Source organism: Collinsella aerofaciens, from assembly GCF_009876115.1.
GTDB lineage: Bacteria > Actinomycetota > Coriobacteriia > Coriobacteriales > Coriobacteriaceae > Collinsella > Collinsella aerofaciens_N.
The window spans coordinates 1-18,818 of sequence record NZ_WWSY01000019.1; the positions used below are offsets into that span (position 1 = coordinate 1).

Annotated in this window: 19 protein-coding genes; 16 read left to right on the forward strand and 3 right to left on the reverse strand. The window is 61.7% G+C overall.

The genetic code is table 11. The annotated features are described in order from the left end of the window. Nucleotides 1-134: 134 nt before the first annotated feature. Entirely contained in the window at nt 135-1,196 is a 1,062-nt protein-coding gene (galE, locus tag GT571_RS08520; protein ID WP_117564856.1) for a UDP-glucose 4-epimerase GalE, read from the reverse strand. A 268-nt stretch (nt 1,197-1,464) separates the two neighbouring features. Here galE and GT571_RS08525 point away from each other — a divergent pair, with 268 nt between their 5' ends. Both GT571_RS08525 and GT571_RS08530 read left to right on the forward strand, forming a co-directional pair. Next, on the forward strand, nt 1,465-2,670 hold the full coding sequence (locus GT571_RS08525) for a coiled-coil domain-containing protein (protein ID WP_161156651.1): 1,206 nt from the start codon (nt 1,465-1,467) through the stop codon (nt 2,668-2,670). 476 nt (nt 2,671-3,146) lie between these two features. Further along, nucleotides 3,147-3,512 (forward strand): hypothetical protein, encoded by a 366-nt coding sequence (locus GT571_RS08530; RefSeq protein ID WP_147350683.1) that lies wholly within the window; start codon nt 3,147-3,149, stop codon nt 3,510-3,512. 68 nt (nt 3,513-3,580) lie between these two features. Here GT571_RS08530 and murB read toward each other — a convergent pair whose 3' ends face one another. After that, on the reverse strand, nt 3,581-4,543 hold the full coding sequence (gene murB / locus GT571_RS08535; RefSeq protein ID WP_161156716.1) for a UDP-N-acetylmuramate dehydrogenase: 963 nt from the start codon (nt 4,541-4,543) through the stop codon (nt 3,581-3,583). Nucleotides 4,544-4,726: 183 nt separating this feature from the next. Here murB and GT571_RS08540 point away from each other — a divergent pair, with 183 nt between their 5' ends. The 14 genes from GT571_RS08540 (at nt 4,727) to hisE (ending at nt 17,526) form a co-directional block, all read left to right on the forward strand. After that, nucleotides 4,727-5,749 carry a LacI family DNA-binding transcriptional regulator gene (locus GT571_RS08540; protein WP_161156653.1) on the forward strand — a complete coding sequence of 341 codons (1,023 nt, stop codon included), beginning with the start codon at nt 4,727-4,729 and terminating at the stop codon, nt 5,747-5,749. A 255-nt stretch (nt 5,750-6,004) separates the two neighbouring features. After that, complete coding sequence (locus GT571_RS08545) at nt 6,005-6,496, forward strand: hypothetical protein (RefSeq protein ID WP_161156655.1); 492 nt, start codon at nt 6,005-6,007, stop codon at nt 6,494-6,496. 35 nt (nt 6,497-6,531) lie between these two features. Beyond that, entirely contained in the window at nt 6,532-7,299 is a 768-nt protein-coding gene (locus GT571_RS08550) for a GntR family transcriptional regulator (RefSeq protein WP_161156657.1), read from the forward strand. Next, nucleotides 7,284-7,997 carry a GntR family transcriptional regulator gene (locus GT571_RS08555; protein ID WP_161156659.1) on the forward strand — a complete coding sequence of 238 codons (714 nt, stop codon included), beginning with the start codon at nt 7,284-7,286 and terminating at the stop codon, nt 7,995-7,997. Before GT571_RS08550 ends, GT571_RS08555 begins: the two co-directional genes overlap by 16 nt. Before the next feature lie 275 nt (nt 7,998-8,272). Next, nucleotides 8,273-9,334, forward strand: a complete 1,062-nt coding sequence (locus tag GT571_RS08560) for an SIS domain-containing protein (protein WP_161156661.1) — start codon at nt 8,273-8,275, stop codon at nt 9,332-9,334. 262 nt (nt 9,335-9,596) lie between these two features. Then, a complete protein-coding gene (gene hisG / locus GT571_RS08565) occupies nt 9,597-11,312 on the forward strand; it encodes an ATP phosphoribosyltransferase (RefSeq protein ID WP_161156663.1) in 1,716 nt (571 codons plus the stop codon). A gap of 105 nt (nt 11,313-11,417) precedes the next feature. Continuing rightward, nucleotides 11,418-12,854: a histidinol dehydrogenase gene (gene hisD / locus GT571_RS08570; protein WP_161156665.1), complete on the forward strand. Its 1,437-nt coding sequence runs from the start codon at nt 11,418-11,420 to the stop codon at nt 12,852-12,854. Between the two features lies 1 nt (nt 12,855). Further along, nucleotides 12,856-13,971: a histidinol-phosphate transaminase gene (gene hisC / locus GT571_RS08575; RefSeq protein WP_161156667.1), complete on the forward strand. Its 1,116-nt coding sequence runs from the start codon at nt 12,856-12,858 to the stop codon at nt 13,969-13,971. Beyond that, nucleotides 13,972-14,559: an imidazoleglycerol-phosphate dehydratase HisB gene (gene hisB, locus GT571_RS08580; RefSeq protein WP_161156669.1), complete on the forward strand. Its 588-nt coding sequence runs from the start codon at nt 13,972-13,974 to the stop codon at nt 14,557-14,559. A gap of 45 nt (nt 14,560-14,604) precedes the next feature. Next, the gene (locus GT571_RS08585; protein WP_161156717.1) at nt 14,605-15,306 is read left to right on the forward strand and encodes a glutamine amidotransferase-related protein; all 702 of its coding nucleotides are present in this window, start codon (nt 14,605-14,607) and stop codon (nt 15,304-15,306) included. Then, nucleotides 15,303-16,046: a 1-(5-phosphoribosyl)-5-[(5-phosphoribosylamino)methylideneamino]imidazole-4-carboxamide isomerase gene (locus GT571_RS08590; RefSeq protein WP_161156671.1), complete on the forward strand. Its 744-nt coding sequence runs from the start codon at nt 15,303-15,305 to the stop codon at nt 16,044-16,046. The genes GT571_RS08585 and GT571_RS08590 overlap by 4 nt, the downstream gene beginning before the upstream one ends. A gap of 3 nt (nt 16,047-16,049) precedes the next feature. Continuing rightward, nucleotides 16,050-16,832 carry an imidazole glycerol phosphate synthase subunit HisF gene (hisF, locus tag GT571_RS08595; RefSeq protein WP_161156673.1) on the forward strand — a complete coding sequence of 261 codons (783 nt, stop codon included), beginning with the start codon at nt 16,050-16,052 and terminating at the stop codon, nt 16,830-16,832. After that, complete coding sequence (hisI, locus tag GT571_RS08600; RefSeq protein WP_161156676.1) at nt 16,833-17,162, forward strand: phosphoribosyl-AMP cyclohydrolase; 330 nt, start codon at nt 16,833-16,835, stop codon at nt 17,160-17,162. A 46-nt stretch (nt 17,163-17,208) separates the two neighbouring features. Beyond that, nucleotides 17,209-17,526 carry a phosphoribosyl-ATP diphosphatase gene (hisE, locus tag GT571_RS08605; RefSeq protein WP_161156678.1) on the forward strand — a complete coding sequence of 106 codons (318 nt, stop codon included), beginning with the start codon at nt 17,209-17,211 and terminating at the stop codon, nt 17,524-17,526. Nucleotides 17,527-17,846: 320 nt separating this feature from the next. Here hisE and GT571_RS08610 read toward each other — a convergent pair whose 3' ends face one another. Next, the gene (locus tag GT571_RS08610) at nt 17,847-18,758 is read right to left on the reverse strand and encodes a PHP domain-containing protein (protein ID WP_161156679.1); all 912 of its coding nucleotides are present in this window, start codon (nt 18,756-18,758) and stop codon (nt 17,847-17,849) included. Between the last annotated feature and the right edge of the window lie 60 nt (nt 18,759-18,818).

The window sequence follows — 18,818 nt, forward strand, 5'->3', positions numbered from 1 at the left end:
GGAGGAATTCCGGAATCAGTCCCTATGTGCGGCGTAGGCCGCTTATTAGCCCGTCCAAGAATTGGGGCGCAGTTCATTGGAGGCCGGGGCCCGTAGATTTTGGAATATGCCTAGAAATCTACCGCGGTTGAGTGCTACTCGGCGTCGGCGAAGCCGTTGGGGTTGTGGCTCTGCCAGTTCCAGCTATCGCGGCACATGTCCGCGATGTCGTACTGGGCCTTCCAGCCCATCATGCGCTCGGCCTTGGAGGCATCGCACCAGTTGGCAGCGATGTCGCCGGCACGGCGCTCGCGGATCACATAGGGCAGCTCCTTGCCGCAGGCCTTGGAGAAGGCGGCGACGACCTCGAGTACCGAGGTACCGGTGCCGGTGCCCAGGTTAAAGATCTCGACGCCGGTCTTGCCGTTCATCCAGTTGAGGGCGGCAACGTGACCAGATGCCAGGTCGCACACGTGGATGTAGTCGCGAACACCGGTGCCGTCGGGGGTGGGGTAATCGTTGCCAAAGACCTGAACGGCCTCGAGCTTACCGACGGCGACCTGGGCGACGTAAGGCACCAGGTTGTTGGGGATACCCTTGGGATCCTCGCCGATCAGGCCCGACGGATGGGCGCCGATGGGATTGAAATAACGGAGCAGCACGACGTCCCACTCGGGGTCGGCGGTGTGGACGTCCATGAGAATCTGCTCAATCATCCACTTGGTCCAACCATAGGGGTTGGTCGCGGGCTTCTTGGGGTCCTCTTCGGTGACGGGAGGATTGTCCGGATCGCCGTAGACGGTCGAAGAGCTCGAGAAGATGATGGACTTACAACCGTGGTTGCGCATGACATCGATGAGCACCAGGGTGTTCTCGATATTGTTGTGGTAGTACTCGACGGGCTTGCTCACCGACTCGCCAACGGCCTTAAAGCCGGCGAAGTGGATGACGCGGTCGATCTGGTGGGTATCGAAGATCTTGTTCATCGCATCGCGGTCGAGCACGTTGGCCTCGTAGAAGGTGAGGTTCTTGGCGGCCTCGTCGCCCACGATGGTCTTGACGCGGTCGATGGCAACGGCGCTGGAGTTGGAGAGGTCATCGACGACGACAACCTGGTAGCCACCCTCGAGCAGCTGAACGACGGTGTGCGAGCCGATAAAGCCGGCGCCGCCGGTAACGAGGACGCAGGTGTCTTTGGGGTCGAGTGCTTTGGACATGTAGTCTCCTATCGAATCAGGAACACTTCTTGAGGGGAGTATAGCGCAGCTGGGGGCACCCAAAACACGCGGGGCAGGAAAACCAGAGGATTGATGTTAACGTACTCATAGGTCGTTATTTGCATAATCCTTACCTTTGACGTGGGACGTATTTGCGAGCCGCTGACCATGCTTTTCCAGCCGTTCGTGGAAATAGTTGGGACAAGCGCGATGTGCGTTAATATGTTTGAGTTGAGCGACATATAAATAAGCATGTAACGGAGTACATATGTCACCAAACAACGATTCCATCTTTACGCAGGAGCTTTCGCGCCGCACTGCCCTTAAGGCTCTTTTCGGCGCCGCTTCCGCAGCTGTTCTTTTTGGCCTGCCCGCCCGCGCCCATGCGGCTGAGGCCAGCCAAGAAACCACCGACAAACTGAATGCCGCCCAGGCCCAGCTCGACGAGGTCCAGGCTCAGCTCGACAGCATCGCCAATGAGTACGCGACGCTCGCCAACAAGAATGCCCAGACTCTCAGCGATATCGAGGGCGTTCAGGGCCAGATTGACGAGACGCAGGCTCAGATCGACACCAAGAAGTCGGAGCTCAAGAAGAAGCGTAACGACCTTTCCGATCGCGTGGCGGCAAGCTACAAGTCGGGCGGTACCAATATCCTGTCGCTGCTACTGGCTTCGGGCTCGTTTGAGGAGCTCGTCGCCAACGCGCATTACGTCGAGAAGATCAACAAGAGCGACCGCGACGCCATCGAGGATATCCAGACGATTCAGGCTGAGCTCGACGCGCAGAAGACCGAGCTCGAAGCACAAAAGGCCAACCTGGAGAAACTCAAGGACCAGCAGACGGCTCAGATGCAGGATATGCAGGCCAAGCAGCAAGAAGTCCAGACCGTGCTGAACGGTCTTTCCGACGACGTCAAGGAGCTCATGGCTCAGCGCGATTCCGAGATTCTCGCTGCCGCCCAGGCCGAGGAGGCCGCTAGGAAGGCCGCCGCTGCCGCGGCCGCCGCGAACAAGAACAATTCCTACTCGGGTGGTTCGAGCTCGGGCGGTGGATCGTATGCGCCCGGAACTCCGCAGCAGAATGCCGGCTCGGGCAAGCAGCAGGCCGTCGTCAACGCGTGCTACTCCACGCCTTCGCCGGGTCAGAACTGGTGCGCGGCGTGGGTTACCAATGTCTTCCGCAATGCCGGCGTGGGCTATTTTGGCGGCAACGCGTGTGACATGTTCAACGCCTGGTGCTATAGCTCCGACCGCTCGGCGCTGCAGGTGGGCATGATCGTGGCCGATTCCTCGCACAGCGGCACGGGTGCTCCGGGCCTTATCTACGGTCATGTGGGTATCTACGTTGGCGGCGGCATCGTTATGAGCAACGAGGGTGCCATTACGTCTAAGTCGCTTGATTCGTTCATTAGCTTTTATGGTACTGGCTCTGGCGTGCGCTGGGGCTGGCTCGGCGGTATTGCGCTGTCGTAACGCAAGTTGGGCCGCGTGCCCGCCCGCAATATATTTGATTGCCTGCTCGGGCAGTCCTGCGCAAGACGAAGGCCACATTAAGTGGCCTTCTTTGCGTGCGGAACTCGCGATCAATCAAATATATTGCGGGCGGGCACGCGGCCCTCTCGGGTCCTGAGCGCGACTCACCGGACTGGTTGTCTGATATTAAGATGGTGAAGGCCCCTTTCGGGGCCTTCTTTTTAGAGGAATTCGCCGACTCGGTGGACTTCGGTTTTGGTATTTGGAACCGATGGTTCACCAAAAAGAAAAATGAAATATAACCTAGCTGCAATAATCGCCTTGTTGCGAACTCGAACTGATCATGTAGATCTAAAATAGTCGCAATATACAATTGTCGAGCGGTGCGTTGGGTTGGAGCTGCTGCGGGTCCTATATGGATTGCGGTCTTGCGCCCCGATGTTCAAACAGGTTTCTCTCTAGACGGGAAGTTGCTCATGGACACCATATATGATGGAGACGACTGGGTCGATCATTATAGTTGGCGACTAGTCGGCTCGGATGACAATGGGGATGTGGTGTTTGATGGACTATGTCCAAAGCATCTCCATCCTTTTGTCTCGTCGTTAATTGAGAGTTCCGCTCGTGTTGCCCCCTACAGCTCGGCGTCGCTTCATGATACGGACGTTTTGAAGACCATAAAGGAATCAATTGACGAGGGCACGATGAGTAGCTTGCTGTTTTCTCGCCTTGTGGGGCTAGATGAGATTGGCTCGAAACGACTGCTTGCGGGCGAAAAGGTGGAACTCACTTATCGGTCGATGATTTCAATCCTGCGGATGGCCGATGTTCTTCGCAAATAAATGAAAACGGGACAAGTGAGCTACATCACTTGTCCCGTTATTAATTAAAGTGGACCGCGGCGAGCGGGCTATAAAAATTCGCCTACTCGGTGGACTTCGGGTTGTAGGTCTACTCCGAATTGGTCCTTGACGGTTGTTTGGATGTGGCGGATGAGTTCGTCGACGTCGGCGGCGGTGGCGTGGTCGGCGTTGACGATGAAGCCGCAGTGTTTTTCGCTCACCTGCGCGCCGCCGACAGCATGGCCGCGCAGGCCGGCATCCATGATGAGCTTGCCGGCAAAGTAGCCCTCGGGGCGCTTGAAAGTGGAGCCGGCACTCGGCATGTCGAGCGGCTGCTTGTCCTCGCGGCGCTGGCGGTAGTCGTCCATGTCGGCCTTGATCATCGCGGCGTTGCCCGGGGCGAGATTGAAGGTGGCCGAAAGCACGATAAAGCCGTCGTCGGCGATGCGGCTCTTGCGATAACCCAGGTTGAGCTCGTCAACATCGAACTCGATGATGCTGCCGCTGCCGCGGGTGCCGTCGTCGAGCATGCGGGCGGGCTTGTAGACGCGCACAGACCCCAGCACATCGGCCATGCAGGCACCGTAGGCACCGGCGTTCATGTAGCAGGCGCCGCCGACCGATCCGGGGATGCCCGAGATGGGCTCCATGCCGGTGAGACCGGCCTCGGCTGCTGCCGTGGCGACATCGGAAAGCAAGGCGCCGGCTGCTGCCGTGACGTGCGTGCCGTTGACCGTAATGTCGGAGAGGCCCTCGCCCAGTGCCACGACGATGCCGCGGATGCCCTTGTCACCGACGAGCAAGTCGGAGCCGTTGCCCACGATGGTGAGGGGCAGATCGCAGCGATAGCAGGTATCGAGCGTGGCGACGAGGCCCTGCTCGGTATCGGGCGTGACAAAGACGTCGGCCGGGCCGCCGATCTTAAACGTGGTGTGCTCGCGCATGGGCTCGCTCATCAACACGTTGTCCTCGCCGGCAACGCCAGCAAGCGCGCACAGCAGGTCCTCGTTAAAAAAGTCGTTCTCGTGCATACGAATATCCGCCTTTTGGTGGTCGTTGTCATCAATCGATTGCAATATACCCCACCCGGACGGATTTGGTGCGCTGGCGGCGATAAAACAGCCGTCTACCGGATTGGTAAAGTGTTTATCATCGAGGTAGAGGGACGGTCGCTATACTTTCAAGAGATTGCGCGAATACTCGGAAGGAGCGAGATGGGCAACAAAGTTACTCTCAAGCAGATTGCCCAGGAGGTGGGGCTTTCCCCCTCGTCGGTCTCGCTTGTTCTCAATAATCGGCCCTGCCGCATCTCGGAAGAAAACCGCAAGCTCATCAAGGAGGTCGCGGCGCGCAACCACTATGTCCCTAACCAGATCGCGCGCAGCCTGGTCATGCGCGAGTCACGCACGCTGGGCCTTATCGTTCCCAATATCGAGAGCCGCTTTTTTGCCTCGCTCGCCGGCAGCTTGGAAAAGCGCTGCCGCGAGGACGGTTACGCGCTCTTTATTACCAGCTCGGGTGGAAGTGCCGACGACGATCTTGAACTGCTGCGCCAGCTGGTGACGCGCGGCGTCGACGGCGTCTTTCTGGTGGTGGGTGACGAGTTCTCCGACGACCGCGCCCTGCGCGAAGAAGTCAGCCATCTGCCCATACCGGCGGTAATGGTCGACCGTGCCATTGAGGGGCTCGAGTGCGACAAGGTGATGTTCGACCACGAGATGGGTGGCTACATGGCTACCCGCTATCTGATCGAGCAGGGTCATCGCCGCATCGCCTGTCTGGTTAACGCGCGTCGCTCCAATACGGGTCGCAAGCGACTCGCCGGTTACGAGCGCGCGCTGCGCGAGGTGGGACTGCCCATCGACGCGCGCCTGGAGTTTGAGAGCGAATATTACATCCCGAGCGCCTACGAGGCCTCGGAGGCCGTGCTTGCAACCGATGCCACCGCCGTGTTCGCAAGCTCGGATAACATTGCCCTCGGTCTGCTCAAGCGCTTGCACGAGATGGGTAAGAGCATCCCGGGCGATATCTCGGTCGTAAGCTATGACAACTCGGCGGCCGACGTTCTCTTTGAGCCGGCGCTGACCGCGATTGAGCAGGATCCTGGTGTCCTCGCGGAGCATGCTTTTGGCTGCATGTCCAAGCGTCTTGCCGGTAGGGGCGGTAGGCGTGCCGAAGAGGTCGTTTTGGAGCCGGCGCTTATCGTTAAGGGCAGCGTGCTCGAGCTTACCGAATAAAGCTAAGCGCACTTGTTTGTTTGCATAGATTGCATGCGGAGTGTCCGCTATTTGCCGGCGGGGCCGGGGAGGCATACTTTGTTTTGAGAAGTTCGCGAAGCCCACTTCCAAAACCAAGCACCCCACCCCGGCCCTCGTCCGTGAACCCTTCCGCTGGGCGAGCCATAGACGCCGCGCACCGATGCGGTAAAGCGGCGGCTTGAAATTGGTGCTATATTCTGCTTGAGTTGTTTAATACTAGAACGGGAGGCTGATATGGGGCTGTTCAAGAAGAAAAACCCGCAGGATGCCTTTGATCCCGATGTGTTTACCATCACGGATACGATTTTGGACCCGCCGCGGTTTACTTTTTTGCCGGCTATCTACCAAGATGCCACGCGCCGCAAGTGGGCCGTGCATCAGCGCGGCGGCGAGCCGAAGATTTTTGACTATGCGGACGTGCTGCAGTGCGAGATTGTCGAGACCGGAAATCCCGAGGATGTGTCGGAGCTTAGCAATCGCGAACTAGCTCAGCAGATTTTGATTAATCCAGCTCAGGCTACCAAAAACAACGCTGCCAAGCGTAATATGTGCCTTGGTATGGGTGTCATCGTTGCCGTGCAAACCGGCGAGGATGAGATTTCGAAGCTTGAGATTCCGGTGACCGCGGGCGAAGTCAAGCGGGACTCCGGCCTATATCGGTCGTATCGGAACGTTGCAGAGCAGATCAAAGAAGCCTTCGACGCCATGGGGCGTCCGGAGCAATGATGCCCGCAGCATCAAGCGGTTGAGGAGCCGTGCCCATGCCGAGTGAACTATATGCGATTCCGCCCAAAGATCGCGCCTTTGAGGGCATTCTTTGGTATATCAATCATTATGACCTGCAGGGTGGCGACCGGCTGCCCGCCGAGCGTGTGCTCTGTGAAGAGCTGGGCGTGTCGCGCACGGCGTTGCGTGCTGCGATTACGCGCCTTATTTCGTGCGGAACTTTGGAAAGCCGCCGCGGTTCGGGCACCTATGTGTGTCCTCCCAAACCACTGAACATCTTTCAGGAAACATGGAACTATACGCAGGCGGTGGAGAGGGTTGGCTCAAAGTCGACCGCACGCCTGGTTTGGTCCAAGGTCGTGTACGCCGATATCGATCTGGCCCAAAAGGCCCAGATCGACCTGGGCATGCCGCTCTTCTGCATTCGACGTGTGCGCGTGGTTAATGGTTCCCCGGCGTCGATTGAGACGGCCCACGTCAATCTGTCTTTGTGCCCCTCGCTTCCCGATCACGATTTTGAGCAGGAAAGCCTCTACGACGTTTTGCTCAAAGAAGGGAATGTCCATGTGACGCACGGCAAGGAGCATATTTCCATCAGCCGTCTGAACGCCGACGAGGCCAAGTTGCTGGGTGCTCAGGAGGGCGCGCCGGTGTTTTACAAGGCTTCGCACGAGCGTGACGAGAACGATGGCTTTGTCGAGTATTGCAAATCCGTGATTCTGCCGACCAAATATCGTTTTGCCGATAACGGCGAGGCAGACGGCGTTGCGACGAAGGTGGGTATCGAATGGCTGATGCAGTAGAAGACTTGCCGGTTTACAAACAAATTCGCCGCTGCATTGCGGAGCGAATCGAGCGCGGCGACTACCCGACGGGCTCGATGATTCCGTCCGAAAACGAGCTGGCCGAGGAGTTTGGCACGACGCGCCTGACAATCCGAAGTGCCATGGACAAGCTGGTCAAAAGTGGCCAGATTCGTCGCGTGCAGGGCAAGGGCGCCTTTGTGGGACACAAGTGGTTTGACGAGCACGAACGCAAGGGCGGCTTCCGTCAGTCGGTTCTGGCGTCGGGCGCGACGCCGTCGGTGCGCATTCTGGCGCGCTCCAAACGCTACGCCGGCCCGTATTACGCCGACCTGTTTGGCATCGCCGAGGACGATCTGCTTTACTCGGTGCGCCGTCTCAACTGCATTGATGGGGAGCCCGTGTCGATCGAGATGACGCTGATTCCGTGTCTGCTGTTTCCGGGCATCGAAGACGTGGACATTTCGGTCTTCAGCCTGTTCGAGACCTACGACATGTTGGGGCGCAAGCCGGACAAGTCGATTGAGAAACTCGATATTGAAGCGCTGGGCGCACACGATGCGAGTTTGCTCAATCTTGAGCCGGGCGATCTGGCGCTCGTACTGGAATGCCTGACCTATGACTCGAGTGGGCAGGCGATCGAGCATGCCAAGTCTTTTAACCGCGGCGATGCCGGCGGATATACCTACAACTATTAGCGTCTAGAGCATCCTCGTGCACGGCGGGGTGCTCATTTTTTACGGACATGTGTCGCATGACCGATGAGCGGCAAAAACTGACCGTCTACCGAGAGGGGAGGATGAAATCAAAAAATCGGTATTAAAAACGGCTAACCTGTAATCGTTCACTGGTATTAAGAACCTTTGAATTGTTGAGCTTGGGGCCAAAATGTCCACAAGGTTAAGCGGCGCGACGGGGCGGCAAGCCCGTCCATTCCGTGCGACAATTCAAACTGCTCGTGAAAGGAGCGGGAATGAAGGAGACCGAGAAGATCGAGATCATGCACTTCGACCAGGAGGGCTACCTCGAGGACGGCAGGAACGTCTACGAGGCCGGCAAGCGGATGACCGCCCTGGCCGACCGCGTGCACGAGGAGGGCTACGACGCCGTCTTCCTGATGGGCGTCGGCGGCACCTGGGACGAGTTCATGCAGCTCGAGTACCTCATGAACAAGTTCGGCGACCGCGACCTCGAGGTCTACCTGATCCACGCCGCCGAGTGGAACGTCATGGGCCACAAGCGCATGACCGACAAGTCCGTCGTGCTGACCGCCTCCGAGTCCGGCACCACCCCCGAGGTGCTCGAGGCCGTCGGCAAGATGAGGGAGATGGGCGTGCGCGTCTTCGCCATGACCAACCCCGAGGGCAAGATCGGCCAGGCCGTGGGCGCCGAGAACTGCGTCATGATGGCCTCCGACCACGGCGCCGGCGGCTGCGAGAAGGGCTACTACCTCGCCGACTGCTTCGGCCTGCGCCTGCTCAACCGCCGCGGCTGCTTCCCCAAGTTCGACCTGTTCATCGAGCAGACGAAGGACGTCTGGAAGGACATGCTCGACATCCGCAAGCGCTTCGAGCCGCGCGCCGAGGAGCTCGCCAGGAAGTACGCGCTGGCCGACTACACCATGTTCATCGGCTCGGGCGCGCTGTGGGGCGAGACCATCCTGTACTCCATGTGCCTGCTCGAGGAGATGCAGTGGAAGCGCATCCGCCACATCACCTCGCACGACTTCTTCCACGGCACGCTCGAGCTGCTCGAGCCCGGCGTCCCGGTGTTCCTGTTCATGGGCGAGGACGAGTGCCGCGCCCTCGACGAGCGCGTCCGCGCCTTCCTCACCAGCGGCGTGACCGGCGACGAGGACTACGTCATCATCGACACCGCCGAGTACGCGATCCCAGGCCTGGACGACGACTTCCGCGTCATCGTGTCCCCCTGGATCCTGTCCGCGCTGACCACCGACCGCCTCGCGCGCAACTACGAGCTGGTCACCAAGCACAACCTCAAGTACCGCCGCTACTACCACCAGTTCGACTACTAGGAGCTGGCCACAGGTCCGATATCTTGGCTGGTTGATATCTCGGCCCTACACAAGGGCGCCCGCATTCGCGCGGGCGCCCTTTTTGCGTTGTGACAAGAGACTGCTGCTAACCGCTCGCCCTATGTTTCCAAATGAATACGCTGTGAGCCGTGAAGGACGATTCTCCCCGCAAACACTCTAGTATGCTAAAGTACTCAGAAGACCGGCGGAGCTATGCCGGTCTTCTGTTCTATATGAAACGCAGCATGAGGAGGCTCACCAGATGACGGCCACACCGTGGGGATTCCGGGACATATTGCCCGAGGAGGCTCAGGCGCGCGAAGAGATCGCATGTACGGTGAAGGGCTGCTTTAGGGAGCATCATTACCTGCCGGTTGAAACGCCGCTACTCGAGGACAAGGGTTCGCTCGAGGAGGGCGGGCGCATTGCGGACACGCCGTTTAAGCTCTTTGATGGCGACGGCCGCCTGTTGGTGGTCCGTCCCGACAACACGCTGCCGATCGTGCGCTTGGTTTCGACCCGCATGCGCGCTGCCGACTTGCCTCTGCGCTTACGTTACGAGGCGCCGGTGGTTCGCGAGTGTCAGCGCAATGCCGGTGGTTCGCGCCAGTTTACGCAGTTGGGCTTTGAGCTTATCGGCGCGGGCGATACCTCGGGCGATGTCGAGATTGTCTCGCTGGTCGCCGATGCCGTGCGCGAGCTGGCACTTCCCGATGCGCGCATTATCGCAGGCAGCGTGCGTCCTTTTAAGGAATTGCTCGCGGTATGCGAGGATCGTGAGCTGGCTGCCGAGGCCCTGCGCTGCGTGCATGCCAACGACTTTGTGGGCCTCGATGCTCGCGTGGCTGCCAGCGCCGAGTCCGGTGCCGTCAAGGCCGCCATTAGCGAGCTGCCGCGCCTGCACGGTGGTGCCGAGGTGCTCGACCGCGTGGACGCGCTGCTGGAGGCCGCCGGTATCGCCGCGCCGTTGACGCGCGAACTGCGTGCCCTGGTCGAGAGCCTGGCACCCGAGGACGCCCAGGTGCTGTCGTTCGACTTCTCCATCATGAACTCTTTCGATTACTACACGGGTCTGGTCTTTAAGGCCTATGCCGGCGGCTTGCCCGATCCGGTCGGCTCGGGTGGACGCTACGACTCCATCTTTACCGGTGCATTTGGCGACGGCATCGAGGTACCGGCGGCGGGCTTCGCCTTTTCGCTCGAGCGTCTGGAGGCCGCGCGTACCTCGGCCGAGGACGCCGCTTCCGATGGTGATCACGCCGCGGGCCGTGGCGCCGAGGGTCCGCTGCGCATCGCCGTGCCCAAGGGCTCGCTTAAGGCTGATACGCTCGACGTGCTCGAGGCCGCGGGCCTGGACGTCTCTGAGCTGCGTGACCCCGGCCGTCACCTGATTGTGCGCGGCCGCGACGCGCGTGCCGGCAAGGGCACGGTCGGCGATATCGAGTTTGTCATCGTGCGCCCCAGCGATGCGCCTGCCTTTGTGGGCTGCGGTGGTGCCGATTGCGGCATCTGCGGTTGGGACTCGCTTATCGAGGCCGACCTTAACCTGCTGCAGCTGGTCGATCTGGGCTACGGCCTGTGCACCTTTATCGAGGCGGAGCCCGCGTGGCGCGCCGGTCAGGCCGAGCGCAACTATGCCCGCCGCGGGTCGCTTCGCGTGGCCACCAAGTATCCGCGCATCGCGAGTGCCTGGTATGCCGAGCGAGGCGTGAACGCCGACATCGTTTCGCTGCATGGCAACATCGAGCTGGGCCCCATCGTCGGCATGGCCGATCGCATCGTGGACATTACCGCCACGGGCGCCACGCTGCGCGACAACGACCTGGTCATCACCGGTCGCATCATGGACTGCACGGCCCGCTTCTTTGTCAACCCGGGTGCCGCGCGCCTGGATCCGCGCGTGCGCAATCTGGCCGATCGCTTGGCGGCGGCCGTGAAGGACAAGCATTTTGAGCCCGTTGCGGGCTCGGCGCAATAGCGCGAGCACGCACGGGCGCCCCAACGTCTGGGCTGCGGGTCGACTGGCGCCGCCGCCCGGCCTCTCGTTTTTCGAACATAACCTCGACCGATAGGGGATACCGATATGAAGACCATCAAGCTTGCTCCCGGTGAGCGCCTCGTTACCAACCAGCTCAACCGCAAGGGCGTGCTGCCGCAAAACATCGTCGACGCCGCCCGCGAAATCGTGGCCAACGTGCGTGCCAACGGCGATGCTGCAGTGCGCGACTATTGCCAGCGCTTTGACGGCGTTGAGCTGCAGAGCTTCCGTCTGCCGCAAGAGCAGATCGATGCCGCGCTCGAAGGCCTCGATCCGGCCTTTGTCGCCGCGCTCGAGAAGGCTGCACGCCAGATTCGAGAGTTCCACCAGCGCGAGGTCGAGCAGAGTTGGTTTACCACGCGCCCGGACGGCACGATGCTCGGTGTTAAGGTGACCCCGCTCGCTGCGGCCGGCATCTACGTGCCGGGCGGTCGTGCGCAGTATCCCTCCACGGTGCTTATGAACGCCATTCCCGCCAAGGTCGCCGGCGTTAAGCGCGTGGTCATGGTGACCCCGCCGCAAAAGGGCTGCCTGATCAGTCCCTACACGCTCGCGGCCGCCAAGCTCGGCGGCGTGGACGAGATCTATATGGTGGGCGGCGCCCAGGCCGTGGCCGCGCTGGCGTACGGTACCGAGACCATTCCGCGTGTCGACAAGATTACCGGCCCGGGTAACGCCTTTGTCGCCGCTGCCAAACAGATTGTCTCGGGTGACGTGGGTATCGATATGGTCGCTGGCCCCTCCGAGGTCTGCGTGCTTGCCGATGCCACGGCCAAGCCTATGGTGGTCGCGGCCGACCTGATGGCCCAGGCCGAGCACGATCCGCTGGCAGCCTGCTATCTGGTGACCTGCGACGAGCAGTTTGCGCGCGAGGTCGAGGCGGGCATCGACATCCTGGTGGCGCAGTCGCCGCGTGCCGAGATCACGCGTGCCTCGCTCGATAACGAGGGCACCATCGTGGTGGCCGCCGACATGGCTGCCGCCGTCGAGGCGGTGAACACCGTGGCGCCCGAGCACCTGGAGCTGCACTGCAAGGACGCGATGGGCCTGCTTGGCGGCATTCGCAACGCCGGCGCCATCTTTGTGGGCGCTTGGAGCTCCGAACCGCTTGGCGATTACGTTGCCGGCCCCAACCACACGCTGCCGACCGGCGGTACGGCCATGTTCTCCAATCCGCTTTCGGTCGAAGAGTTCGTTAAGCGCTCGAGCGTCATTTGCTATACACCCGAGGGCCTGCTCTCCGACGCTCCCGCTACGCAGCGCCTGGCCGAGGCCGAGGGACTGTGGGCGCACGCGCTATCCGCCGCGCTGCGTCGCCGCGTGCTGGAGCAGGGCGAGGGTGCCGTGAGCGCCGAGTCGCTGGCCGCGGCCGACCTGACCAAGGTTGCCTGGCCGGGTGATGCCGTGGCGACGGTTGCCGAGGGCGTGGACCTGGCGGCTGCAGGCGCGGGTGGCGCCGGCGCGACCGGTGAGGAGGCCTAACATGGCCGAACTCACGCCCCGCATGAAGGAGCTCGTCCAGCCCTACTTGGCCGGCATTGAGCCCTATGATCCCAACTTTACGCCCACGCGCATCAACCTTTCGGCCAACGAGAACACCTATCCCGTGCCGGCCGGCGTGCGCGAGGCGATCGACGCGGCCCTGGCTGCCACGCCGCTCAACCGCTATCCCGATCCCATGTCCTGTGACCTGCGCGACGAGCTGGCCGCTTGGCATGGCGTGGCTCGCGAGAACATCTGCGTGGGCAACGGCGGTGACGAGCTGCTCTATAACTACCTGCTGGCGTTTGGCGGCGCGGGGCGGACCCTGCTCAACTGCCCGCCGTGCTTTAGCGAGTATGCGTTCTTTGCGTCGCTCTGCCAGACTGAAGTGCGCGATGTGTGGCGCGACCCGGCGACCTTTGAGCTCGACCAGGCGGCTATGTTCGCGGCCGCGCCCGAGTGCAACCTGGCGATCGTGACCTCGCCTAACAATCCCACGGGTGACGTGGCACCGCTCGACTTTGTCGCGGCCTTGTGCGATGCGTGCCCCGGCATGGTGATGGTCGACGAGGCCTACGTTGAGTTTGCCGACGATTCGTTTGGCGCGGCCACCACGGCGCAGGGACTTATCGCCGAGCATCCCAACCTGGTGATTCTGCATACGCTGTCCAAGGCGTTTGGCGCCGCCGGCGCGCGTCTGGGCTATGTGATCGCGGCGCCCGAGGTCATCGACGTGTTCGCGGCGATTCGCCAGATCTATTCGGTCAATGTGCTGAGCCAGGCCGCCGCGCTTGCCTGCGTGCGCGCCCGCGATGCGTACGCGCCCGTGGTGGCACAGGTCGCATCCGAACGCGAGCGCGAGCTGTGCGCCCTGCGCGCGATGGCTGCCGAGGGCATGCCCGTGGAGGCATGGCCGAGCGCGGCGAACTTTGTGCTCGTGCGCACGCCGCATGCCACGCGCGTGCGCGAGCGTCTGCGCGATGAGTATTCGATTTTGGTGCGTGACTTTAGCTACGCGCCGGGGCTCGCGGACTGTCTGCGCATTACCGTGGGCACCCCGCAGGAAAACGACGAGGTGCTGGCTGCGTTTGCCGCGCTGGTGAAGGAGGAGATGTAGATGGGCCGTTATGCCGAGGTGACCCGCAAGACGGGCGAGACCGACATTGTCGTAAAGCTCGACCTGGACGGATCTGGTGTGTGCGATATCTCGACCGGAGTGCCGTTTTTCGACCACATGCTCAACGCCTTTGGTCGTCATGGTCTGTTCGATTTGACAGTACATGCGGTAGGCGACGTGGAAGTCGACGCGCACCATACCGTTGAGGACACGGGCATTGTGCTGGGCGAGGCGTTTTGCCAGGCGCTGGGCGATAAAGCGGGTATTACGCGCTTTGCCGACGCGGCGATCGCCATGGACGAGACGCTCGTGATGGCCGCCGTGGATATCTCGGGCCGCGGGCAGGCCTACTGCGAGCTGCCCGTACCGACCGAGCGCGTGGGCACCTTTGATACCGAGCTGGCCGTCGAGTTCTTCTATGCCTTTGCGCGCGACGCCAAGCTCACGCTGCACGTGCGTGAGCTGGCGGGCGGCAACTCGCATCACATTATCGAGGCGGCCTTTAAGGCCGTGGGCCGCACGATGCGCCACGCCTGCGAGCTCGATCCCCGCGTGCAAGGCATCCCCAGCACCAAGGGATCGCTGTAACCTGCCAAAAAAGGATAGGTTTTGAATGAGATAAGGGAGGGTCGCGTGGGCGAACCGAAGATCGTGGTGGTCGACTACCACAAGGGCAACTTGTCGAGCGTCGTGCGCGGGCTTGCGCGCGCCGGCGCCGTCGCCTGCACGTCGGACGACCCGGAGCAGATCCGCAACGCCGACGGCCTGGTCATTCCGGGCGTGGGCGCGTTCTATGACGCGATCGCCTTTATGCGCCAGAGCGGCGAGGCGGACGCGGTGCTCGATGCCGTCGCCGCCGGAACTCCGCTGCTCGGCATCTGCCTGGGTCTTCAACTGTTTTTTGAGCGCGGCAACGAGGGCGTGCCTGCGGACGAGGGTGTGGTCGCCGATGGCAACGCCTCCGAGCAGGCCGGTGGCCCCTGGGTCGATGGCCTGGGTTTTATGCGCGGCTCGTGCACGCGCTTGGAATCGAGTCGCCTTAAGGTGCCGCACGTGGGCTGGGACCAGGTGCACATGACGCCCGCCGGTGCGGCCGATCCACTGCTTGCCGGTTTTGCCGAGGGTGCCAACATGTATTTCACCCACAGCTATGCGGTGGCCGACGATGCCGATGCCGCCGATGTGCTGGCGCTCACGCACTATACGCGGAGCTTCCCGTGCATCGTGCGCCACGGCAACGTGTGGGGCTGCCAGTTCCATCCCGAGAAATCCTCCGCGCTGGGTCTGCGCATCCTTAAGAACTTCGTCAACATCGTCGAGGAGGTCGGCCGATGATTCTGTTTCCCGCAATCGATTTGATCGGCGGCAAGGTCGTGCGCTTGGAGCGCGGCGACCGGAGCCGCTGCAAGGTATATTCCGACGACCCCGTGGCCGTCGCCCGCTCCTTTGCCGAGCAGGGCGCAAGCTGGGTGCATGTCGTCGACCTGTCCGCTGCCTTTGGCGAGGACGAGGACGCGTGCGCTGCCAACTCGGCAGCGATCGAGGCCATCTGCGGCGTCGATGGTCTGTCCGTGGATGTGGGCGGCGGCGTTCGCTCGCTCGCGCGCATCGACGAGCTGGCCGGCTATGGCGCTCGCCGCATTGCACTGGGTACCGTGCTGGTGACCGAGCCGGGTTTTGCCGAGGTGGCAGCCCAAGGCTTTGGTGAGCTACTGGTGGCAGACATCGCCGCGCGCGACGGCCAGGTCAAGGTGAACGGCTGGCGCGACGGCGCGGGTATGGCGCTCGACGATGCCGTGGCGCAGCTTTCCGAGCTGGGCTTTAAGCACCTGGTCTATACCGATATCGCGCGCGACGGCATGCAGACGGGCATCGATGTGGCGGCGTATCGCCATGTGGCCGAGGTCGCGGGCTTTCCCGTCGTGGCTTCGGGCGGTATCTCGACGCTCGACGACATCCGCGCGCTTGCCGCGGTGGGTGAGGGCGCGATTGAAGGTGCCATTACCGGTCGCGCGCTCTACGAGGACAACTTTACGCTGGCCCAGGCGCTGGCCGCCGCCCGAGGGGAGGAGTAGCCCATGCTTACCAAACGCGTGATTCCCTGTCTGGATGTTAAGGACGGCCGCGTGGTCAAGGGCGTCAACTTTGTGAGCCTGCGCGATGCGGGCGATCCGGTGGAGCTGGCGCGCGCCTACGACCGCGAGGGCGCGGACGAGGTCGTATTTTTGGACATTACCGCGACGAGCGACAACCGAGCGACGACCATCGAGATGGCGGCGCATGCGGCCGAGGAGCTGGCCATTCCCTATACCGTGGGCGGCGGCTTTCGCGACCTTGCGGGCATGCGTACCATGGTTGCCGCCGGTGCCGACAAGGTGTCGCTCAACTCTGCCGCCGTGCGTGACCCGTCGCTGATCAGCCAGGCTGCCGCGGCGTTTGGCAACCAGGCCGTGGTCGTGGCGATCGATGCCAAGCGCGTCGGTTTGCCCGGCGCATCTGGTGCCGACAAGTGGGAGGTCTTTACCGCGGGCGGTCGCAACGCCACGGGTATCGATGCGGTGGCGTGGGCCGAGGAGGCGGCTCGCCGCGGCGCCGGCGAGATCCTGCTCACCAGCATGGACCGCGACGGTACCAAGGCTGGCTTTGACCTGGCACTCACCCGTGCCGTGGCGCGCGCGGTGCCGATTCCCGTCATCGCGAGCGGTGGCGTGGGCACGCTCGAGCATTTTGCCGAGGGCGTGATCGAGGGCGAAGCCGACGCCGTGCTGGCGGCCAGCGTCTTTCACTTTGGAACCTCCAGCATTCGTCAGGTGAAGGAGTACATGGCCTCTCAAGGTATTCCTGTAAGATTGGATTTTTAAATGGAGCAAGTGACAACTGCGTCTGATCTTACGTACGACGCCCGCGGGCTGATTCCCTGTGTAGTTCAGCAGTATGACACTGGCGAGGTGCTTATGGTTGCTTGGATGAACGAGGAATCGGTGGGGCTGACGCTCAAGACCGGGACCACGTGGTTTTGGAGTCGCAGCCGCCAGGAGCTCTGGAACAAGGGCGCGACGAGCGGCAATATGCAGGAGGTCAAGGAACTCTGGGCCGACTGCGATAGCGATACGCTACTGGTCAAGGTCGACTCTCCGGGCCCGGCTTGCCACACCGGCAACCGTACCTGCTTCTTTAAGAAACTCGCCTAAGGCGGGCACCCTGTTGGGCGCTCGGTAAAACGGAAAGGATTGAACTATGGGTGTGCGCACCGCAAATGTTCAGGATGGAAATATCGGCGAGACGCTGACGGGTCTGGCCGAGGTGATTCACGGTCGTCGCGTTGCGTCGCCACAGGAGAGCTATACCGCTCGTCTGCTGACCGACGTCGAGGACGAGCTGCTCAAGAAGCTTGCCGAGGAGGCGAGCGAGGTCATCATGGCCTGCAAGGATAACGACCACGATCACATTCGCTACGAGGCCGGCGACCTGATTTACCATCTGCTCGTAACACTCGAACGCTACGGTATCACCCTCGGCGAACTGGCCGGCGAACTCAACGCCCGCCGCCACTAGTCATTGGGTAGTCATTGGGGACGTTCTTAAACGACTAGTCGTTTGGGACAGTCTTTGCCGACGCTGCCAAATAACATGCCCAATTACTACGATGAAACTGGATCTGCTGACCACACGTCGGTTTTGAGCAAATCGTCAACGCTTCTACCTGCGGTTTTATTTTCCGCATTAAGCCGATGGTCGGAGGTTTGCGGTTTATCGTAGTAAACGGGCGTTCTTTTTGGCGGGCGGTGTTGCACGGGCGTCGGTGGTGAGCAAAACGACCTGTTTTCCTCCGTCCCCAAGGGGTCATTTGTGAAGAGCGTCCCCAACGACTAGTCTTAGGCGAGGGGCGTGGGCTCCCATTCTCCGGTGGGGTGGGGGATGTCGAAGGTTCGATAGCCGCAGTCGTAGGCGTGGCCCTGGGCCTCGCGGATGTTCCAGCAGATATCGCAGGCGCGGTGCGCGTCCGAGCCAAAGGTGATCGGCACTTCGGCATGGGCAAAGCAGCGCAAAAGGCCGGTCGCGGGGTAGTAGTCGTCAAGCCCCTTGCGCGGCGCGGCAGTCGAGACCTCAACGCGCCGACTCGTGTCGTGTGCGCATTCTGCCATCTGCCCCCAGAACGGCGCGGGGTCAAAATCGGGTGCAAAGCCTTCCTTCGAAAAGCGCATGACCAGGTCGGGATGAGCCATCACATCAAAGTTAAGCGAGCTTTCGCAGGCGCGACACCAGTCGTCGACGTAGCGCTCCCACACGCCGCGCACGCCCAGGTTTTCCCAAACGTGCAGGTTGGTGTCATCATCGATCCAACCGCAGCTCGAATCGGGCGTGTCGGGACGAGCGACGTCCTCCGCCCCCGCCGCGCCCGCAGCGCCTGCCGCAATATCGCCTGGGTTGCCAATCCAATGCACGCTGCCCAGGCGTACCACGGCGCCTTCGGACCAGCGCTCAACCAAAGGCTCGCAACCTTCGTACCAATCGCACTCAAAGCCATAGATAAGCTCGAGCTCCGGCGCGATCCGCGCGGCAAGCTTGCGGGCGTCTTCAAAAGCCAGACGATGTGCCGGCAGGTCGCCCTCGACAACCTGCACCTCGCAATTGGAATCCATGCTGGCGGGCAGGGTGAGGTGGTCGGTTGAGACCATGACACGGCAGCCTGCCGCAGCAGCGGCGCGAACGTTGTCCTCAAACGAGGCGTGTCCGTCCGAAAACGAGGTGTGGGTATGGCAATCGACCAGCGGGCAAGCGGACATGGCGGCTCCTTTGCGTCAAGCGAATCCGCTTCATTGTAATGGCGCAGCTCTCAACACGCC